The sequence below is a fragment of the Enterococcus sp. AZ091 genome, assembly GCF_051714805.1.
GTDB classification, from domain to species: domain Bacteria; phylum Bacillota; class Bacilli; order Lactobacillales; family Enterococcaceae; genus Enterococcus_D; species Enterococcus_D gallinarum.
The window spans coordinates 705143-720170 of sequence record NZ_JBIOSO010000001.1 but is presented as its reverse complement, the minus strand read 5'-3'; the positions used below and the strand labels follow the sequence as shown (position 1 = coordinate 720170).

The following is a 15028-nucleotide window of genomic DNA, read 5'->3' as shown; positions in this document are numbered from 1 at the left end:
AAAAAGACCACTCAGCGAGTGATCTGTTCTCTAATAATATTTAACATCAGTTAAATACTCGAATAATGATTTCCCCATGTTTGTAAGTTGCAATTTAAAATGTTGTCCTTGGTACGAATAACACTCAATGAATCCACTATTCTGTAAATCGTTAATAATATGAACAATTCTCTCTACTTTAATCAGTTCTTCAATCCCCTTTTTCCGTGCATAAGTTTCAGCAAAAGGAAGCTGGAATTGATCTGTAACTTTCCCACCGATGCTCATACCAGAAAAATTAAAGTGAAATTCTGGCCAATTATTCGCATCAGCAATAATACTTAGCGCTTGAGGAGACATTTTCTCAATTAAACCTAGATTAAATTTATGAATATCAAATAGTTTTTCAAAATTCTTTGCTTCACAAATCTTTTCTAATGCCATCCTTAAATGTGTAAACCAGTCACCATCCGGTGGATAGTCACTTAACATTCTAAATATTTTATTGATTAGAGCATTACCATAAACATCGGTCATTGCTTCTTTCAAACTTTTGATTGCTTTTTCATGATCATCAGTTTTATTCAAATAGCTTTCAATCAGCATTACCTTCTTGACATCTTCTAAATCAGAATCTACTTTCTTATTCCAATCCATAAAAATAAAAGCAGCTTTTGATAATGAAGATACTACTGGTATTGAATTTATCATTTCTCTTCCAACCTCCTTTACAGCTTCTTTTGACGAAGTCTTTATTGTTTCGATTTTCTTTTCTGATTCAATCTCTACCTCTGATAAACGAGATTCTAAAGTCCTATTTTGTACTTCGAAATAATGGTCAGAATAGTTTTTTATCGCTTCTAATTCATTTTCTCTATTCATATTGTCCTCCTAGTAATTCGAATACTTAGAGTATAATAAGAATTGGCAAAAATAAAAAGACCACTCAATGAGTGATCCTGAATTGATTTTCTGTTTTCACATGCTATAATAGACATAGAAAAAGGACGTGCTGCAAACACGCCCCATGTAGAACCGTTAAAAAGACGGTAGCTTAATTTCAATGGTTTAACCATCTACTCTCTGCTAAAGTGTTAGATGGTTATTTTTTTGGATCTTTATGCTCTGTGATCAGCAACACCAATGTCGCAAAAGCAATCATCAGCGTTAATGCTTCAAATACAGACATGCTTACTCCCTTCTAGGGATAAAGCTATGAACCATAGGCATCACCCCTTTTTCAAGAGATTAGCCACCATCTTTTCACTTTTCTACAATGGATATTATACAAAAAGGCCAACGTATGTGCTAGCCTTGTTTTTATGTATAAGCAACCTACACGATGCACAAAACGCGTACGAAATTGCACACCCCTATGTTTTTTAAACCTACATGCCTCGGTTGCTAACACAGTTTTACGGGATAACCATAAACCCTATTGGTGACACAGGATTCGAACCTGTGACGTTGCCGGTTCTTCCGGTCCTCCATACAACCATATCCACCAACCTGAGGGAGCTACCCTCTGCGCGCTTTTTTTCTGGGATCTAAGTCCCGTGTTTTGAGATTGTTTATCCGACAAAAGCCCCGGGATAATTCGGTGGCTGCTTGCCACATGCTTACTGTCCAATCTCAATGTCACTGGAGTAGCACTGCCCCACTCACGAAACTGTCTGATAGTTTTGTTACAAGGATCAATCGCCGCCCTTAGACTACACTATTTCTCATTTACGTCTTCTACTTCCGCCACAGTGACATAAAAAAGACGACGAATGAAGATAAAGAGCGTTTCAACTCCTTTATTGTAATTTGCCGTCTTCTGTCAAAGAAGAATAAGCGATAAGGAGCTTTCCCCCTTTCGGCATTTGGATTATTGTGAGTAGTCCAATCACCGTCTCTCCTAATCTTCTGACACTACTATAATAACATCTAAAATCGGACTATTTGCGCCAAATTTACGCCAAAAAGGCCAAATTTGCGCCATTTACGCCAAAAACGCCAAAATTTTCAGCGATAAGCAACTACCCCAAATACATCCGCAAACTCCAACAATGCCTCCGACTTCATGCGATTCAGTGTGCGAGTTGCTACTCCAAGATTATCCGCAATCTCATCATTTGTCATAACTTCTTTCATACAATACGTGTAGTATAATACCTGTCTGCTCATCAGTCCTAACCGACTTAACGCATATTCTATCGCTTGAATTTTCTCTTTTATTTCAATATTTTGAATCAATGCATCTTCAACCATATTTCCACGCTTTGGTGCTTTAGGCATATCGTTCATAAATGGGGAACGAATATCAATCGGACTTCGTCCTGCCTTGCGTTCTAGTCCCCGATACTGTTTTAAAATAGCCTTTGCATTTGCCTTTGTCTGTTTGATATCAGCTTCTTTAATCATTACAAATCACTCCAAGATATGGTATAATGAAAAAGGGTTTGATTCAACTCAATATTCTATGTACAGGCAGCCAGTGGTCGGCTGTCTATTTTTTTATTAAATAATATTGACTATTTAATTTTATCTATTAATCTAATAGAAAAGGCTAATTCTGGATCCTAAGTCCACTTTTTTCTGAACATTCATAGCTAAGATTTTGTTGCCTTTTTAGCCTTTTCGAATCCTTTGTAGTCCCTGAAACACCCAATCAACTACGAAGGATTCGTTTTTATTTTAATTATAAAATAATATTGATTTTTTTATAAAACCGTTTATCCTAGTAAAAAAGGCTAGTTCTAGCATACCCAAAATCCTGATAATTTTCTTTTAAAAATCTATTTTCAGCCTAGCCTTTTTTCGAACCTTCTACTCAACTTTCCACCACACAATCCCTAGAAGGTTCGTTTTTTTATGCCGTTTCCCACAAGTCAGAAACACCATTCGCTTGATTGATTTTAGCTTGCAATTCTAATGTCGGTTTCCATCGAGGGATAAGGTCCATTGCCTCTGTATATCTCGCTTTTGGGATATCCAAATAAGAAGCTACATCAAACACTGCTTTCAGCTGATTATAACAACTGCTGAAGGCAGCTTTATTTATGCTTTGATCTTTGTAAGCAATACTATTTTTCCCTCCCAATACTTTAATTACTGTCGATCGAACACTTCCTTGAATCTTCCTACGTTGGCTCGAATTGATGGTTGTTTCTGTTTCAAGCTTATCCAGTCGCTCATTAACTACTTTTAAGTTGCGTTCATGCTTTAGTGCTGTTTCTAAAAGTAATTCGGTATTGTTTATTGGTAACGACGTCTTTTTTAATTGGTTCTCCATTTGGTTGAATCGATTTACATACTTTGCTGTAAACTGAACTCCCTTAGCCCCTGTCAATTTATTGGCAACCATTTCACAACCTTGTTTCGTTAATAAATAATTTGGACGTGTTTCATTTTTAGAATCTTGATAGGTAGATTCAACGAAAAAATCAACCGAGCCAATTTTGGCTTCGTTAAGATATCCAATATACGTACGAATATCTCTAATTAATTTACTATGTTCTTTACCAATCATTTCTGCTACTTCATTACTAGTAATTGTTCGTTCAATTGTTTCCATCTGCTTTCTTCTCCTTCTTCGAATATTTATCGTTCACAGTCCCATTCGCCTGGGCTTTCTCTAACAACTTCCGCTTCTTCTTTTTGATCTTTGACTTCGTTTTTCCCACTTAAAATTTCTCCCCTAACTCCAATTTGTTTTCTAACTTGCTAGTGATCGTTTCTAACTCTTTTTTATATTCATTAACTGTTTGTATATCTGTACCTTCTGAAAGCACATAATCACGCTCTATAGCAACAAGCGCCTTCGATAGATTACCGTAATAACCCACAAGCCGTTGTGACTCTCTTTGTATACCGTCTTTATCAGTGATCATCAAAATTACTCCTTGATCGTTTCTACGCACCTTATTTACTATGACTTGATTTGAGTCACTTGTGATTCGATAATCTAAAACCTTCATACTCAGCATTGAACTCTCCTCCAAATTATCAATCGTTTTACCAATTACTACACCAACAAACATCAGCGCTATAAACGCAACAACTCCTAACACTGCAACAGTCATTTTCATCCTCCCGCTTCCATCGCATCTCGCACTAACGAATCGTTGATAATAATCTTGTACTTCATCTGCTCATGCTGCAGCTGTTCTTGTAACTGCTCAATTTGTTCCTGTTGTTCAATTATTGTATAGGTTAAGCAACTGAGTGCTACCACAACCATAATCAGTATGATGATTGTTTGTTTATTATTCATTGACTTGCTCCAACAGTTCGGGGTTCTCGTAGATGTTGCCAACTATTTCGATGTCATCTGTTGCTTCAAATAAATCTTCGGAAATATTTTTCCACTCATATGTGAAACTACCATTTTCAAAAACTACTTTCCCGTATTCTTCGAGGTGTTCGTCCCAACCGATATCCCCACAGTAAATCTCCACACCGTTCTTGTCTTTCAAGCCTGTTGATTGCATGAGTACTGCTTGTTTACCAACCTCAAAATTGTCGCACCAGCCATCAACTGTTACATGAGGCCCTTCAATTCCCAAGAAACTGTGCCCTCTTGTGTCAAAAGCTAAAACATTCTGCATTTCTTTTTCATCTTTCAACCACGCTCTAAATTTTGGTACCATCTTATCCCTCCTGTTTGCTATCGCTGACGATTGCAGAATTACTTTAAACTTTTTACTAAAGACTTAAACTGATATACACTTTTCTTTGTTTGACGATAGATCAACATTATTCGGTCATTATTAATAGCCACTAAATCAATATATTCAAAAACGTCATCTGGATTTTTTTCTGCCTGATCTTTAAAAAAATCAGTTATCTGAGCATCAATAGATGGTGCTAAAAATTCCTTGAATTTGATCATCACTCTTCCTCCTGTTCCAAAGCCCATTGGCTAAATACTTCTAAGACTTGGATTTCTTGTTTCAGATCCAATTGTTCGAGAGCTATATCAACATCATCATTCCAAGCGCCAGACAGCAAATCATTGATAGGAACGAATACGCTTTTCACCAATATCCCGTGCTTCCCAAATCGTGTTTTTAGATACTCCAACACGATCTGCTGGTTCTCGTTGAGTTGCGGTTGCTCTAACCCTTGTACGTTGGCTAAAGCATAGTTGAATCCTTCAAGAAAACTATTGTTCACGGTTTTATGCGGGTCAGCGTTGCTGTGACACTCTTCTGCCAGTCTGTCTAATTTCTCTTCTAACCATTTCAAAATTTCACTCACATTCATTCCTCGCTTTCTGCGGTTGACATTTTTTCACAAAAAAGGCAAAGTATTAACATTGCACGTAGTGATAGAGTATTTTTCTGCTATTTCGTCGGATAGCTGAATTACATATCATACTCACTAGGTACTAGTTCCCAGTTGATCCAATCAATTAAGCCCCAAGCTTTCGCCTGCACTTCATAACGATATTTTTTGTCATATAAATATTCCAATCTAATTTGAGCTATCTTTGTCAGCTCTGGAATGTCCAATCCCAGCTCTTTTGCCTTAATTAGCTCACTAGAAATTTCGTTAATTTCGTTGTTATGTGATTGGATAATGTCCATAATATTTTCTTTGTTAAGCATTTCTATTTTCTCCTTGTCAGTTGGTAATCTTGGTGGATAGTGGAATTAATCTCTTCCTCGCGACATAGCCATCAACGAACCAACTAGCGCGTTAAACCCATTCTGAGAAAATTCCATCGTGATAATTTGGACTTTCCTTTTTCTTGTAGGAAAAGCACGAGCCGTCACTTGATAATTTCCACTCTCTAATTTTTCAACATCGATTACTTTTTCAATGTATCCGCTCTCTGGTAGTGCTGAGTTTTCTATTTTCATAATGCTCCTCCTAGTTGTTTATTTCTTCCGATTACTAACTCACAGTAATCTTCATTATTTTGAACACACCCTGTGCAACCATTGCTTGTTGTTCAATTTCTGAGTAGCTGTAGCCGTGCAGATACATCACCGCATGGCGACCTTTCCAATTCACATAATCGACTCTGTATTGTCTCAGGACCATCTACATCACCTCTAACAAATCACGAACGACGCCTTTCGTTAATCCGAGCGATTTCTTCCATCGAGCTAAAGCATATGCGGTGATATTGAAAATATACTTGATCTCACGGTCTAGATAGCCCTGTTTTTTTAGCTGTATATAACTATTTACACTCAGTTCCTCCATCGTGCAGATCGCTCGATCACTAGACAGATGTTTTTCTTGCGATACCACTCGTTCTAGCGCTTTGCTCAGCCGTTGGACTTTCTCCACAATCTCTGGATCATTGTCCCAACCTTCTAAGTAGGTCAATTCACTGATTTTTTGACGTAAAAACCGTTTTTGATAGGTGGATCGAGACGATTGAGTTTTCTTTGCTTGCTTCATCCGGTCTTCTCCTTTCTTGCCATCAGTCCTCGATATAGCAACTTGGCTTCTTGCCACATGGATTCAGTAGTTCCGGCAGTGAGAAATTTGCCATAGTGCATCTTTGATACTTTGCCCAAGCTAATTCGAGTATGGCGATACATCACCATGAAGATTCGAAAGCGGACCTCTTCTGGCTGATCACTATCAAGGATTCGCTTAACATTTTCCATCAAGTTCTTGTGACTAGGGTCTAATGCAGTGTAGATTTGCTTAATTACAGTGATTCGGTTCACTTGATCAATTTCCAAATGGATCATCCCCCGCTTCTTTTCGTAGTCGTTCCATGATCTCAGCTTCCTTTTGAGCGTTATAGCCTTCTGGATCATCAAGCCATTCTGGGATAGGCTCTGTACGCACTGGCGGCATTTTCTTCATGGCATTGTTTTGATTCTCATGGCGCACATCATCCGCCTTCACATCAGCCATGGTCTTGATGTTTTTTCTTACCCATGTTTGCAAGATACCCTTGGCATAGCCGTATGATTTTTGCTTGAATGCTGCCCGTTTCATTGCCTCACAGACCATTTCCTCGCCTAAATCTTGTACCCAAGACTTGATATCATCCGCCACCAAGCCATTCAGCACACCAAACACCTCTTGGTAAAGCTGATACGGGTTCGGACCAACCGCAGCCGCCGCAGTATCCTCGCGCGCGCCATGCGCACTCTGTGCTGATGCTGTTGCTGATGATGGTGATGGTTCTGTGTTGGTTATGTGTTGTGTTGGTTGCGATATCGTATCAATACCGTATCCATACCCTATCGATACGGTATTCTTATTTGGCTTTTCTGTTTTGATAGGATATCCATACTCTTGACACTTCCTGATGACTGTTTCCGCAAATTCAAGTGTCTTTATCTCCTTTAGCTCTTTATCGATGACAGCCGCAACTTTAGGAGATCTGGCGCTGTTGTATTTGAGCCAGTTGACGATCATCAACTCTTCCGACTTTTCATTAAAGACAATTCGGCCTTCGCTGACGAGGAAGTCAATATTTGTTTTTATTTCTTCGGCAGTCATATCTAGTTCAAATTTCGCGTATCTTCGATTAAATTCATACACGCCGCATTGCGTGGTATAATCATTCGTTAACAAATACATAAAAAACAGTTTTTGTTCTCTACTCCATTCACCTACTCGTTTGTCTTTCCAAAATGTGGTGTGGAGTTGTCTATATATAGCCATTCTCTAGTAAATCCTCCTTTAAGGAGAGGGGAAATCCCCCTCACAAGTATTAGAATGGCAAATCATCATCTGTGATTGTTGCACCATTAAAGCCACCGTTCGCAAAGCTTCTCGTATCAGCTAATGGATCGATAACGGGTAATGTTTCTTGCGTAAAATTATTGTGGGTTACTTTATTTACCGCCTGATTGATCTCATTTTGCCGAGTCTGATTCATTTGCTTTCCGTTTGGTCGTTCTGCTCCATTTGGCTTGCTGCCTTCTTGGTCGAATTTGCTATACCCTTTAACAGATAAATTCCAGCGATCGTTATATTCACTATGTTTCCAATCCACAGTGATATTCAATGTTTTCCCTTTTAATCCATTAACAAGCTGTTGGATACTATCAATCCTTGTTCCATCAGGAATACCTACCGCAGCCAAAATCGTATTGAATCGCTTAACAGACAGTTCGATATCATTGTTATCCCAGACAATGTTGTCATAGAGGATTTTCCCGCCTTTATATTTACCATCCATCACTTCATAGTTGAATACAGCCATATCATTCTGCGTTTCTTTTGTTTTCCTATATTCTGAATCATGAAGGATAGTCACATTGTAACTTCCAGCTTCTCTTACTGATTTTCCTAATGTATTTTGTGAATCTACGACAAACAATGCCATTTAAATCCCTTCTTCCTGATTAGTTTTGATTAACTCATTTGCTTCGATCAGTTTTCGATCGTCTATACGATTTTTCGCATGATTGCCATTTTCAGGGTCAAGATCAATCAACCGTTTCCCACCTTCAATGTAGATACGCCCCACCAAATCAAACATAGAAGTAAAAGCATTAAATGTCTTTTCATTCATGTCAGGACTGAAACGCCCTTTACCATCTAACCCGCTAGCCCCATTGTCCACTTGATGTGCTGTCGCATAGATCGTTTTATTGCTTTCTTTTAGCAACATTCCTAACTGCCTGAACCATAGTTGTAATTTTTGGTAATTCTGGCGCCCATCTCTTGATGCACCATCAATATTTTCTAATACTAGATTTTGTAATGCGGTGATATTGTCTAAAATGATGACATCATATTCAGTGTTGCTTATTACTTTTCGAATCGCTTTTTCAACTAGACTTTGTATGATAGGTGCATCTTGTTCTTCAATTACAGCTACAGAAGTATCTTTGTCTGTCCGAATAGGATTGGTCGATTTATCAAAGGTAATCATCCATTTATTTCCGTTGAATTGCTTCGTTAAGGATGTTTTTCCTGTGCCCCCATCGCCGTAAACAAAATACATATTCGCTTGTTCAGGGATGGTACCATTTGGATAGAACTTCATCCTTACACCTCCTTCACGATGACTTTTTCGCCTTGTGGAATCACTTTGATTGATTCAATCACTTCACCATCAGGACTGATGACACGGCCATTTTCTAACACTTGAACTGCTTTTTTGAGTTCTGCTTTATTAATTGATTCTTTAATCGTAATAAATTCAGTGAGCCCCAATTCTTTTAGTGTGTTCAATGTATCTCCTTGGTATTCCCATGAATCCGGTTGTTTGCGTGTACTCACCGTTCCGTGCGGTGTTTTGATTTTCGCTTTTGGATCATTTTTACGAAGTTCATGCAAGTAATCTGCCAATTTACTTTCAAAAAATGCGATACTTTCTTGATTACTGTGTGTTTCTTTATCTTCCCATTCAGAAATACGTTCACGTTCTTTTTCCGCTAGTTGATGAATTTCATCATTCTTTTTCTTCAATACAGCGATTTTCCGCAATGCCCAGTCCGCACTTTCTAAACTATCAATCGTCCAAGGAGAGGCTTCTTCAGAAAAAGTGGTGCTTTCCAGTTCTCTTAATTCATAAGTATCCAGAGCATTCAACATGGTTCTTCATCCTCTCCCTCAGTCGGCTGTCCCCAACCTGGCGTTGTCAAATATTGATCTAATGCAGTTTCAAACGTATCCATCACTCAAACTCACCTCGCAAAATATTTGAGAGAATATCAAACACATCGTTTGGGTCATCTGTCACGAATGTGTGTGTTTGTTTCGGTGGTTCTTCTTCATTATCACAGTCTTTTAATGCAGCAATTCCCGCATTGCGTATCATTTTTGCAGGGAACGGAAGATGTTCGTCTAATCTTTTTTCTTGAAAGGCCAAACAGAACCCAATATCGGGCAGTGTTCCGACAGACATAAAACCTGCCTTTCCTTCTTTATTCAGCGTGCAAAGTGCCGATACGCCTTCTTTTTCGCATTCCTGTTGTAGTTCCTTTAACATCATTTGAATTTTTTCACTAATCATGTTATCATCTCCTTGTCATACTAATAATTGCTATTGAGCTTCACTTGTCTACAACCAAGTGAAGCTCTCTTTAGCTTTCTCCTTATGCAATAATTGTCAATGTTTCAGATTGAATTAACTCACTTAGTTCATTGGTTAGATACTCATGAATATTCTCCATTGCTGTGTGCTTCCAGATACCACCATCTGCTTCAAACAAGGCACAGTTACCCATTTTATCAATTCGGAACACAAAAGGACTTGAAGGCTGTTCGACTTCTAAAAATGTGCGATATGGACGCAATTCAGCAGGGCTTGGTACTTCTGCTTTTGTTAAAGTCGCAGCTCCTTCTTTGACTGTGACAGTTTGAGAAATTCCGTTATCCACCAAATCACCCCCACCCTCAATCCGAATCGAGCTTGTACAAGCCAGAATTGCTTCTGCATCAAGATCACGCTGAATAAGTGATTGAACGTTGATAATAAAATCTTCCGATTTCATAAAACGTCCATATGGAAAAACATCTAACAATGCAGTCGCTTGAATCACACTTTCACGCTTGCGGTCTGTATCGAGTGAAGAATAGACAACTACCTTCGTTGGATTCTCTACGTGAACAAGTAGCTTCCAATTGCTCTCCAGAATACGAATATTCGATTTTAAATAACCAACAAGTCCTGATAACGAATTAACCGTCAGCGTTTCTGCATGTTTGATTGGGTCAAGTTCAGCTAAACGAGCTTTCGAAGTGTCATAAAATACTTTCTTGTCTTGCTCATAAATCACTTTTTGTCCTTCACGCAATTCCACTGCATATTCCAAAGCATCTCTTAATTGTTCCGTCATTTTCTTCCACTCCTAATTCGTTTTAAATTTTTTGATTTTATCTGTTTCTTGAATTTTTTCAATCTCTGAAACAGGGGTTCCCTTATCATCTTTTAATTCTGAGTCGACAGGATCAAAGTACATTTGCCCAAGTTGCCCGCTTTTTAGTTCATTCGCAACGACTTCTCCTTTGGCATTTTTACCAATAATCACTTTTGATGTGACATTTTGTCGTGGGGCTAATTTTGATTTCACCTGACAGTCAAAAACCAACCCCTCTCGATATTCATCTGACAAAACAGTGATATCGATTGTGATTTTTCTTTTTTTCTCTGGGTCTGTATTTGGATCGAGAATATTTTTAGCAACTTGAGCAAGCTCAAAATTAAACCGCTCTTGTAGTGCGCCTTCGTTAAGCTCACTCAGTAATACTTTGTTTTTTGCCATCTTGCATTCCTCCTTGTTTTGGTGATATAATGTGCGTATATTTTTTCATTTTTCTCTTTTGTAGAAGCACATGCTAACGGAAAATAGTGTGTGCTTTTTTTCAATGCTTTCATCTCTTGATCTCCTTCAGACGTCTGCCACATTTCGTGCAATATGGACCATTCCATGGCTCGCACTTTTTCAGTTCTGTAGCGTTGATGAGTATCTTTCTATTGCAGCTCTTGCATTGGAACTGATGAAGCTTTTCTTCTGCTATCATGTCGTTTTCCTCTTCTTTTCATATTCTGTTCAAACAATGCTTCGTCATAAATCATCAACCAAAGCATAACCACTGTTGGATATGCAAGGATTAGCCATGCGGGAATGTTCTTAGCATTGACAAATATCCCTAAGCCGAATGAAGCTAACAGCACTGCAATACGTCTAAGCCAGTACACCTTTTTCATTCAAACTGCGCCTCCGTCAACTCGTAGTCTACTTTTTGTTGCGCTTGGTCAAATAACTTTGCTAGGTTATCCTCTGTCGCAAAAGGGATTATCTTTTCAACATTCGGAAATACAGTTTTGATAAAATCTAGTTTTTCTTTTGACATTTTTGATCATTCCTTTCTGTTGTATAATTTCCTTAAGAAAGCGAGGTGAATTAAATTGAGTAAACTTTACAAACCCGGCGAAGATAACAAACCTGCCGGTAAATACAAAGAAGTTGGTCCACGTGGCGGCAATGTACCTGGCGGGCATAATGCAACGATTGATAAAGGAGACCGACTTCCACCTACTTCAAAACCTAATAACAAATGGGCCAAGAAGTAATGTTCATTTGCTAGTTGTTCTTTTGAATGACTAGCTCTTTTTTTGAAAAACAATACGAACGACCAAATAAATTCATTTGAAGCCATGAAACAACAATTAGTTTTCCGTCGTCTGTTTTATATTTGGTTATATAATGCTTCATTTTTATTCACACCTCCTGTGCTGATTGATTTTTATTTATTACTTTTGATAAAATTCCCTATCAGTGAGTGGTCCACTGAAATACTGATAAGGAGGTGATTAATTTATGACAGTAACTATTCAATTAAAAAACGATTCTTTTGTTAGTGTTGAAAACTTTGAACATGTTGTTTACAACGATTTTTATTCTGGGGAACAAAAAATAACAAAAGATGCGATAAGCAAGTTTATTAAAAAAGATGATTTAGAATATACTTTTGTAGGAGAAAGTATTGTTTCTATAAAGGTTCAGAAATCTTGTACATCATTTTTGATAAATAATTCTTATCAATCCCGTAGCTATTTCAAGTAGTTGCGGGTTTTTAACTGTTACATTTGCTTCAAAAATTGATTTTGCTACTTTTAATGCAGCTATTTCAGTTTCTTTTTTTAAATTTTTCAATTCCTCCACCTCTCTCACCTCCTATTATTTAAACCAAATGGATTATCTTTGACTTCACAGATTGTTTTTTCCATACGTTCAATATTTTTCAATACCTCTAGTTTCAAATCTTTATTAGCCTTAGTATCTTCTGCCAAAGTGCTAAGGCTTTCCGCTATACTTTCTAAAGCCGCAGCTATTCTTTCCAAACCTTCCATCCTCTCATCCCCTATGCTAGTTGTTTTGTTTCTTACCTCTTGATAAAATCATTTTGAAAGCGAGGTGAAAATCATGACTAAAATATATGCTAACTTACTAGGCAATTGGTGCTGTTTAAACGATGATGAAAATTGCATGATGGGTTCAAACTTGGTATCTCCTAACATTTGGTGGGAAGAGAACGCCCAACTATGGGCTCCGATTCATCGTGAAACACCTGATACCCTCTATCAATTTCCTTATGTGATGATTCACTTTAAAGGAGTAGACTACCGTATAGCTCCTTATCATATCCAAATAGTGACTAAATAAACTCACGTCTACAATTAGCTTCTATTCGTTTTAAATCTTCATCAGTAAGTTGCACCTTATGTTGATGGCTTGAGTAGAAGCTTCTTGCTTGTTGAACTAGTAGTGAAAATTGCATTTCTGTTAGTCCATCTAATAATTGTGTGAATTGTTTGAGTTTATCTTCAGAAATTTTCATCCCTCTCACCTCATTTCTATTTGCCGATTCAATCGGTTTTGATAGAGCAGCTCTTGATACTGTCTGCATTCACGAATCATCGCTTCTCGCTGTCTGTCGCTTATTACACTGCCTTTGCCGTAAAGCTCCTGTTGCAGGTCGCGAACTTTTTCTTTCGCTAGAGTGTTGATTAATAGTTCCTGGGAATAGGTATATGTCATGCTGTGACACCCCTAAATCTTCATATTGTTTATGTGCGCTCTAATATCATCACGATCAAATCGATCTTCTTTTTTACTCCAAGGAATAACTGGAAGTCCATCTGCAATCCAATCTTTTAGCATGTCGTCCCCCATACCTAAAATAGTTTTGACTTCAGTCTTATTCGGGTATGGTGGTAGTTCCATGGTCTTTGTCAGCATCGTCATCCTCTTTTCAAATTCAGAGACTGCTATTTGAACAAGCTGAGGAATAATCTGATTTGCAACGACATCATCAGGAATACATATCTTCATCAGCCTTCCCCCTCTTTCAATGCACTTAGCGCCTCTTCAATCGGCTTAACTTGTTTATCTGGTTTCCGTTTGCCATTCATGATATCGGACATGTACGCTCTGGAAATCCCGATAGTATCCGCCAACCAATTCTGCGTCTTGTTATACTTAGCTAATTGGATTCTGACCTTTAAAATAAAATCTTGTGACATATTACTAAATCTCCTTTCTCATATAATTTGTAAGCTAATTAAATTCGCTAAATTCTATTGACATATCTATCCAACTGTCTTATATTTATATACAGTTAAATAAGCACAGAATCCCCCCCGATTAAATCAACATTCTTGGTTTGGCGACGTCGAATTGTTTAATTTAAAATGGGCATGTTTCTTATTGCTTGTTGGCTTATTAAATTAGCTTACGAGATAAATATAAGACAATTGGATAGATATGTCAACATTTTTCTATCTAATTATCTTTTAAATTTTTCGTATGCTCTAGAAAGGGTGCTCTATAGTGCTTTTGGAGAGAATAAAAGAGTTGTGCAAAAAGAGAGGAATAACAGTTTCAGAGTTGGAAAATAGAGTTGGTTTTGGGAAAAATTCAATTTATAAATGGAAAACACAAAGTCCAAAAATAGAAACTTTACAAAAAGTAGCGGAATATTTCGAGGTATCCACCGATTATTTGCTAGGAAGAACCGATAACCCCACAGCAGGTCTATCTAAGAAACCTCAGTTCACTGTTGAAGAAGCTCTTGAATCAGTCATGAGTTGCGATGGTAAGCCTTTAACTGAACATGACCGTAAAGTTTTAACTGGTATAATCGAAGCATATCTTGAGAATAATTCTGATACTAAATAGGTGATTTGTTTGGATTTGAATAATGAAGTAAATGAGATTATAGACGAGCTTGGCGTCACTATTATAGAAACGCCAAGGCTCGATTCTGATGCTAGGTATATAGCTATAATGAATATGATTGTGTTGGATGCTCGGCTATCTGATCATGTCAAAACGCTGAGATTACTTCATGAATTAGGCCATGCAGCTAAACATAAAAATAATTATGTACTTTACAAAAAGACTTTTGCACTTCATTCAAAAATGGAAAACGAAGCAGAAGAATTTATGATTGAGAAGATGCTTGAAGTAACAGTAAACAATCCGGACTTTGAGCCTAGTTCATTTAATTATTTAAATTTTTTAGAGAGCTACGAAATCGAGTTGAGGTACGAACCATTTGTTAAACAATTCATGGCCAAGTATCTTGTCGGAGCCAATTCCGACAGTATATTTTTTTAGCAAAA

33 protein-coding genes and 1 tRNA gene are annotated in these 15028 nt (G+C 37.6%); 3 read left to right on the top strand and 31 right to left on the bottom strand.

Annotation, left to right across the window (positions count from 1 at the left end; genetic code table 11):
• Positions 1-30: 30 nt before the first annotated feature.
• The 24 genes from IGJ28_RS03730 to IGJ28_RS03615 form a co-directional block, all read right to left on the bottom strand.
• On the bottom strand, positions 31-861 hold the full coding sequence (locus IGJ28_RS03730) for a hypothetical protein (RefSeq protein ID WP_438845170.1): 831 nt from the start codon (positions 859-861) through the stop codon (positions 31-33).
• A gap of 220 nt (positions 862-1081) precedes the next feature.
• A complete protein-coding gene (locus tag IGJ28_RS03725; RefSeq protein ID WP_220271487.1) occupies positions 1082-1168 on the bottom strand; it encodes a putative holin-like toxin in 87 nt (28 codons plus the stop codon).
• A gap of 250 nt (positions 1169-1418) precedes the next feature.
• Positions 1419-1503 (bottom strand) — tRNA-Ser (locus tag IGJ28_RS03720).
• 483 nt (positions 1504-1986) lie between these two features.
• Positions 1987-2385 carry an ArpU family phage packaging/lysis transcriptional regulator gene (locus IGJ28_RS03715; RefSeq protein ID WP_123836414.1) on the bottom strand — a complete coding sequence of 133 codons (399 nt, stop codon included), beginning with the start codon at positions 2383-2385 and terminating at the stop codon, positions 1987-1989.
• A gap of 448 nt (positions 2386-2833) precedes the next feature.
• A complete protein-coding gene (locus IGJ28_RS03710; RefSeq protein WP_252712697.1) occupies positions 2834-3538 on the bottom strand; it encodes an ORF6C domain-containing protein in 705 nt (234 codons plus the stop codon).
• A gap of 109 nt (positions 3539-3647) precedes the next feature.
• The gene (locus IGJ28_RS03705; RefSeq protein ID WP_438845169.1) at positions 3648-4046 is read right to left on the bottom strand and encodes a hypothetical protein; all 399 of its coding nucleotides are present in this window, start codon (positions 4044-4046) and stop codon (positions 3648-3650) included.
• A gap of 2 nt (positions 4047-4048) precedes the next feature.
• Positions 4049-4237: a hypothetical protein gene (locus IGJ28_RS03700; protein ID WP_438845168.1), complete on the bottom strand. Its 189-nt coding sequence runs from the start codon at positions 4235-4237 to the stop codon at positions 4049-4051.
• The gene (locus tag IGJ28_RS03695; RefSeq protein WP_438845167.1) at positions 4230-4613 is read right to left on the bottom strand and encodes a YopX family protein; all 384 of its coding nucleotides are present in this window, start codon (positions 4611-4613) and stop codon (positions 4230-4232) included. The genes IGJ28_RS03700 and IGJ28_RS03695 overlap by 8 nt, the downstream gene beginning before the upstream one ends.
• Positions 4614-4651: 38 nt before the next feature.
• The gene (locus IGJ28_RS03690) at positions 4652-4855 is read right to left on the bottom strand and encodes a hypothetical protein (protein ID WP_438845166.1); all 204 of its coding nucleotides are present in this window, start codon (positions 4853-4855) and stop codon (positions 4652-4654) included.
• Positions 4855-5223 carry a hypothetical protein gene (locus tag IGJ28_RS03685; protein WP_438845165.1) on the bottom strand — a complete coding sequence of 123 codons (369 nt, stop codon included), beginning with the start codon at positions 5221-5223 and terminating at the stop codon, positions 4855-4857. The genes IGJ28_RS03690 and IGJ28_RS03685 overlap by 1 nt, the downstream gene beginning before the upstream one ends.
• Before the next feature lie 107 nt (positions 5224-5330).
• A complete protein-coding gene (locus tag IGJ28_RS03680) occupies positions 5331-5573 on the bottom strand; it encodes a hypothetical protein (protein ID WP_438845164.1) in 243 nt (80 codons plus the stop codon).
• Between the two features lie 45 nt (positions 5574-5618).
• Complete coding sequence (locus IGJ28_RS03675) at positions 5619-5828, bottom strand: hypothetical protein (RefSeq protein ID WP_438845163.1); 210 nt, start codon at positions 5826-5828, stop codon at positions 5619-5621.
• A 184-nt stretch (positions 5829-6012) separates the two neighbouring features.
• Positions 6013-6378, bottom strand: a complete 366-nt coding sequence (locus IGJ28_RS03670; protein WP_252712726.1) for a hypothetical protein — start codon at positions 6376-6378, stop codon at positions 6013-6015.
• Complete coding sequence (locus IGJ28_RS03665) at positions 6375-6677, bottom strand: hypothetical protein (protein WP_252712725.1); 303 nt, start codon at positions 6675-6677, stop codon at positions 6375-6377. The genes IGJ28_RS03670 and IGJ28_RS03665 overlap by 4 nt, the downstream gene beginning before the upstream one ends.
• On the bottom strand, positions 6658-7605 hold the full coding sequence (locus IGJ28_RS03660) for a DnaD domain-containing protein (RefSeq protein ID WP_438845162.1): 948 nt from the start codon (positions 7603-7605) through the stop codon (positions 6658-6660). The genes IGJ28_RS03665 and IGJ28_RS03660 overlap by 20 nt, the downstream gene beginning before the upstream one ends.
• A 49-nt stretch (positions 7606-7654) precedes the next feature.
• Positions 7655-8272, bottom strand: coding sequence for a DUF669 domain-containing protein (locus IGJ28_RS03655; protein WP_252712681.1), 618 nt, complete (start codon positions 8270-8272; stop codon positions 7655-7657).
• Positions 8273-8938 (bottom strand): AAA family ATPase, encoded by a 666-nt coding sequence (locus IGJ28_RS03650; RefSeq protein ID WP_252712680.1) that lies wholly within the window; start codon positions 8936-8938, stop codon positions 8273-8275.
• Between the two features lie 2 nt (positions 8939-8940).
• Positions 8941-9489, bottom strand: coding sequence for a host-nuclease inhibitor Gam family protein (locus tag IGJ28_RS03645; protein WP_438845161.1), 549 nt, complete (start codon positions 9487-9489; stop codon positions 8941-8943).
• 82 nt (positions 9490-9571) lie between these two features.
• Positions 9572-9910: a hypothetical protein gene (locus IGJ28_RS03640; RefSeq protein WP_438845160.1), complete on the bottom strand. Its 339-nt coding sequence runs from the start codon at positions 9908-9910 to the stop codon at positions 9572-9574.
• A gap of 82 nt (positions 9911-9992) precedes the next feature.
• Positions 9993-10736: a hypothetical protein gene (locus IGJ28_RS03635; protein WP_438845159.1), complete on the bottom strand. Its 744-nt coding sequence runs from the start codon at positions 10734-10736 to the stop codon at positions 9993-9995.
• A 12-nt stretch (positions 10737-10748) separates the two neighbouring features.
• Positions 10749-11162, bottom strand: a complete 414-nt coding sequence (locus IGJ28_RS03630) for a hypothetical protein (RefSeq protein ID WP_438845158.1) — start codon at positions 11160-11162, stop codon at positions 10749-10751.
• The gene (locus IGJ28_RS03625; RefSeq protein ID WP_438845157.1) at positions 11138-11275 is read right to left on the bottom strand and encodes a hypothetical protein; all 138 of its coding nucleotides are present in this window, start codon (positions 11273-11275) and stop codon (positions 11138-11140) included. The genes IGJ28_RS03630 and IGJ28_RS03625 overlap by 25 nt, the downstream gene beginning before the upstream one ends.
• Before the next feature lie 96 nt (positions 11276-11371).
• Positions 11372-11608, bottom strand: a complete 237-nt coding sequence (locus IGJ28_RS03620) for a hypothetical protein (protein WP_438845156.1) — start codon at positions 11606-11608, stop codon at positions 11372-11374.
• Positions 11605-11754, bottom strand: coding sequence for a hypothetical protein (locus tag IGJ28_RS03615; protein WP_438845155.1), 150 nt, complete (start codon positions 11752-11754; stop codon positions 11605-11607). The genes IGJ28_RS03620 and IGJ28_RS03615 overlap by 4 nt, the downstream gene beginning before the upstream one ends.
• 55 nt (positions 11755-11809) lie before the next feature.
• Between IGJ28_RS03615 and IGJ28_RS03610 the strand changes: the two genes are divergently transcribed.
• Positions 11810-11974 carry a YjzC family protein gene (locus tag IGJ28_RS03610; protein ID WP_252712297.1) on the top strand — a complete coding sequence of 55 codons (165 nt, stop codon included), beginning with the start codon at positions 11810-11812 and terminating at the stop codon, positions 11972-11974.
• Between the two features lie 10 nt (positions 11975-11984).
• Here the strand turns inward: IGJ28_RS03610 and IGJ28_RS03605 are convergent, their stop codons facing one another.
• The 7 genes from IGJ28_RS03605 to IGJ28_RS03575 form a co-directional block, all read right to left on the bottom strand.
• Positions 11985-12116: a hypothetical protein gene (locus IGJ28_RS03605; RefSeq protein WP_301554800.1), complete on the bottom strand. Its 132-nt coding sequence runs from the start codon at positions 12114-12116 to the stop codon at positions 11985-11987.
• A 303-nt stretch (positions 12117-12419) separates the two neighbouring features.
• Positions 12420-12566 carry a hypothetical protein gene (locus IGJ28_RS03600; RefSeq protein ID WP_252712295.1) on the bottom strand — a complete coding sequence of 49 codons (147 nt, stop codon included), beginning with the start codon at positions 12564-12566 and terminating at the stop codon, positions 12420-12422.
• 5 nt (positions 12567-12571) lie between these two features.
• The gene (locus IGJ28_RS03595; RefSeq protein ID WP_438845154.1) at positions 12572-12754 is read right to left on the bottom strand and encodes a hypothetical protein; all 183 of its coding nucleotides are present in this window, start codon (positions 12752-12754) and stop codon (positions 12572-12574) included.
• Between the two features lie 305 nt (positions 12755-13059).
• Entirely contained in the window at positions 13060-13242 is a 183-nt protein-coding gene (locus IGJ28_RS03590) for a hypothetical protein (protein ID WP_438845153.1), read from the bottom strand.
• Positions 13243-13247: 5 nt separating this feature from the next.
• Positions 13248-13442 carry a hypothetical protein gene (locus tag IGJ28_RS03585; RefSeq protein ID WP_438845152.1) on the bottom strand — a complete coding sequence of 65 codons (195 nt, stop codon included), beginning with the start codon at positions 13440-13442 and terminating at the stop codon, positions 13248-13250.
• Positions 13443-13454: 12 nt separating this feature from the next.
• Positions 13455-13736, bottom strand: coding sequence for a hypothetical protein (locus tag IGJ28_RS03580; RefSeq protein WP_438845151.1), 282 nt, complete (start codon positions 13734-13736; stop codon positions 13455-13457).
• Positions 13736-13927 (bottom strand): helix-turn-helix transcriptional regulator, encoded by a 192-nt coding sequence (locus IGJ28_RS03575; RefSeq protein WP_252712650.1) that lies wholly within the window; start codon positions 13925-13927, stop codon positions 13736-13738. Before IGJ28_RS03575 ends, IGJ28_RS03580 begins: the two co-directional genes overlap by 1 nt.
• Before the next feature lie 307 nt (positions 13928-14234).
• Between IGJ28_RS03575 and IGJ28_RS03570 the strand changes: the two genes are divergently transcribed.
• Both IGJ28_RS03570 and IGJ28_RS03565 read left to right on the top strand, forming a co-directional pair.
• On the top strand, positions 14235-14582 hold the full coding sequence (locus IGJ28_RS03570) for a helix-turn-helix domain-containing protein (RefSeq protein WP_438845150.1): 348 nt from the start codon (positions 14235-14237) through the stop codon (positions 14580-14582).
• 9 nt (positions 14583-14591) lie between these two features.
• Positions 14592-15023 (top strand): ImmA/IrrE family metallo-endopeptidase, encoded by a 432-nt coding sequence (locus tag IGJ28_RS03565; protein ID WP_438845149.1) that lies wholly within the window; start codon positions 14592-14594, stop codon positions 15021-15023.
• Positions 15024-15028: the final 5 nt, after the last annotated feature.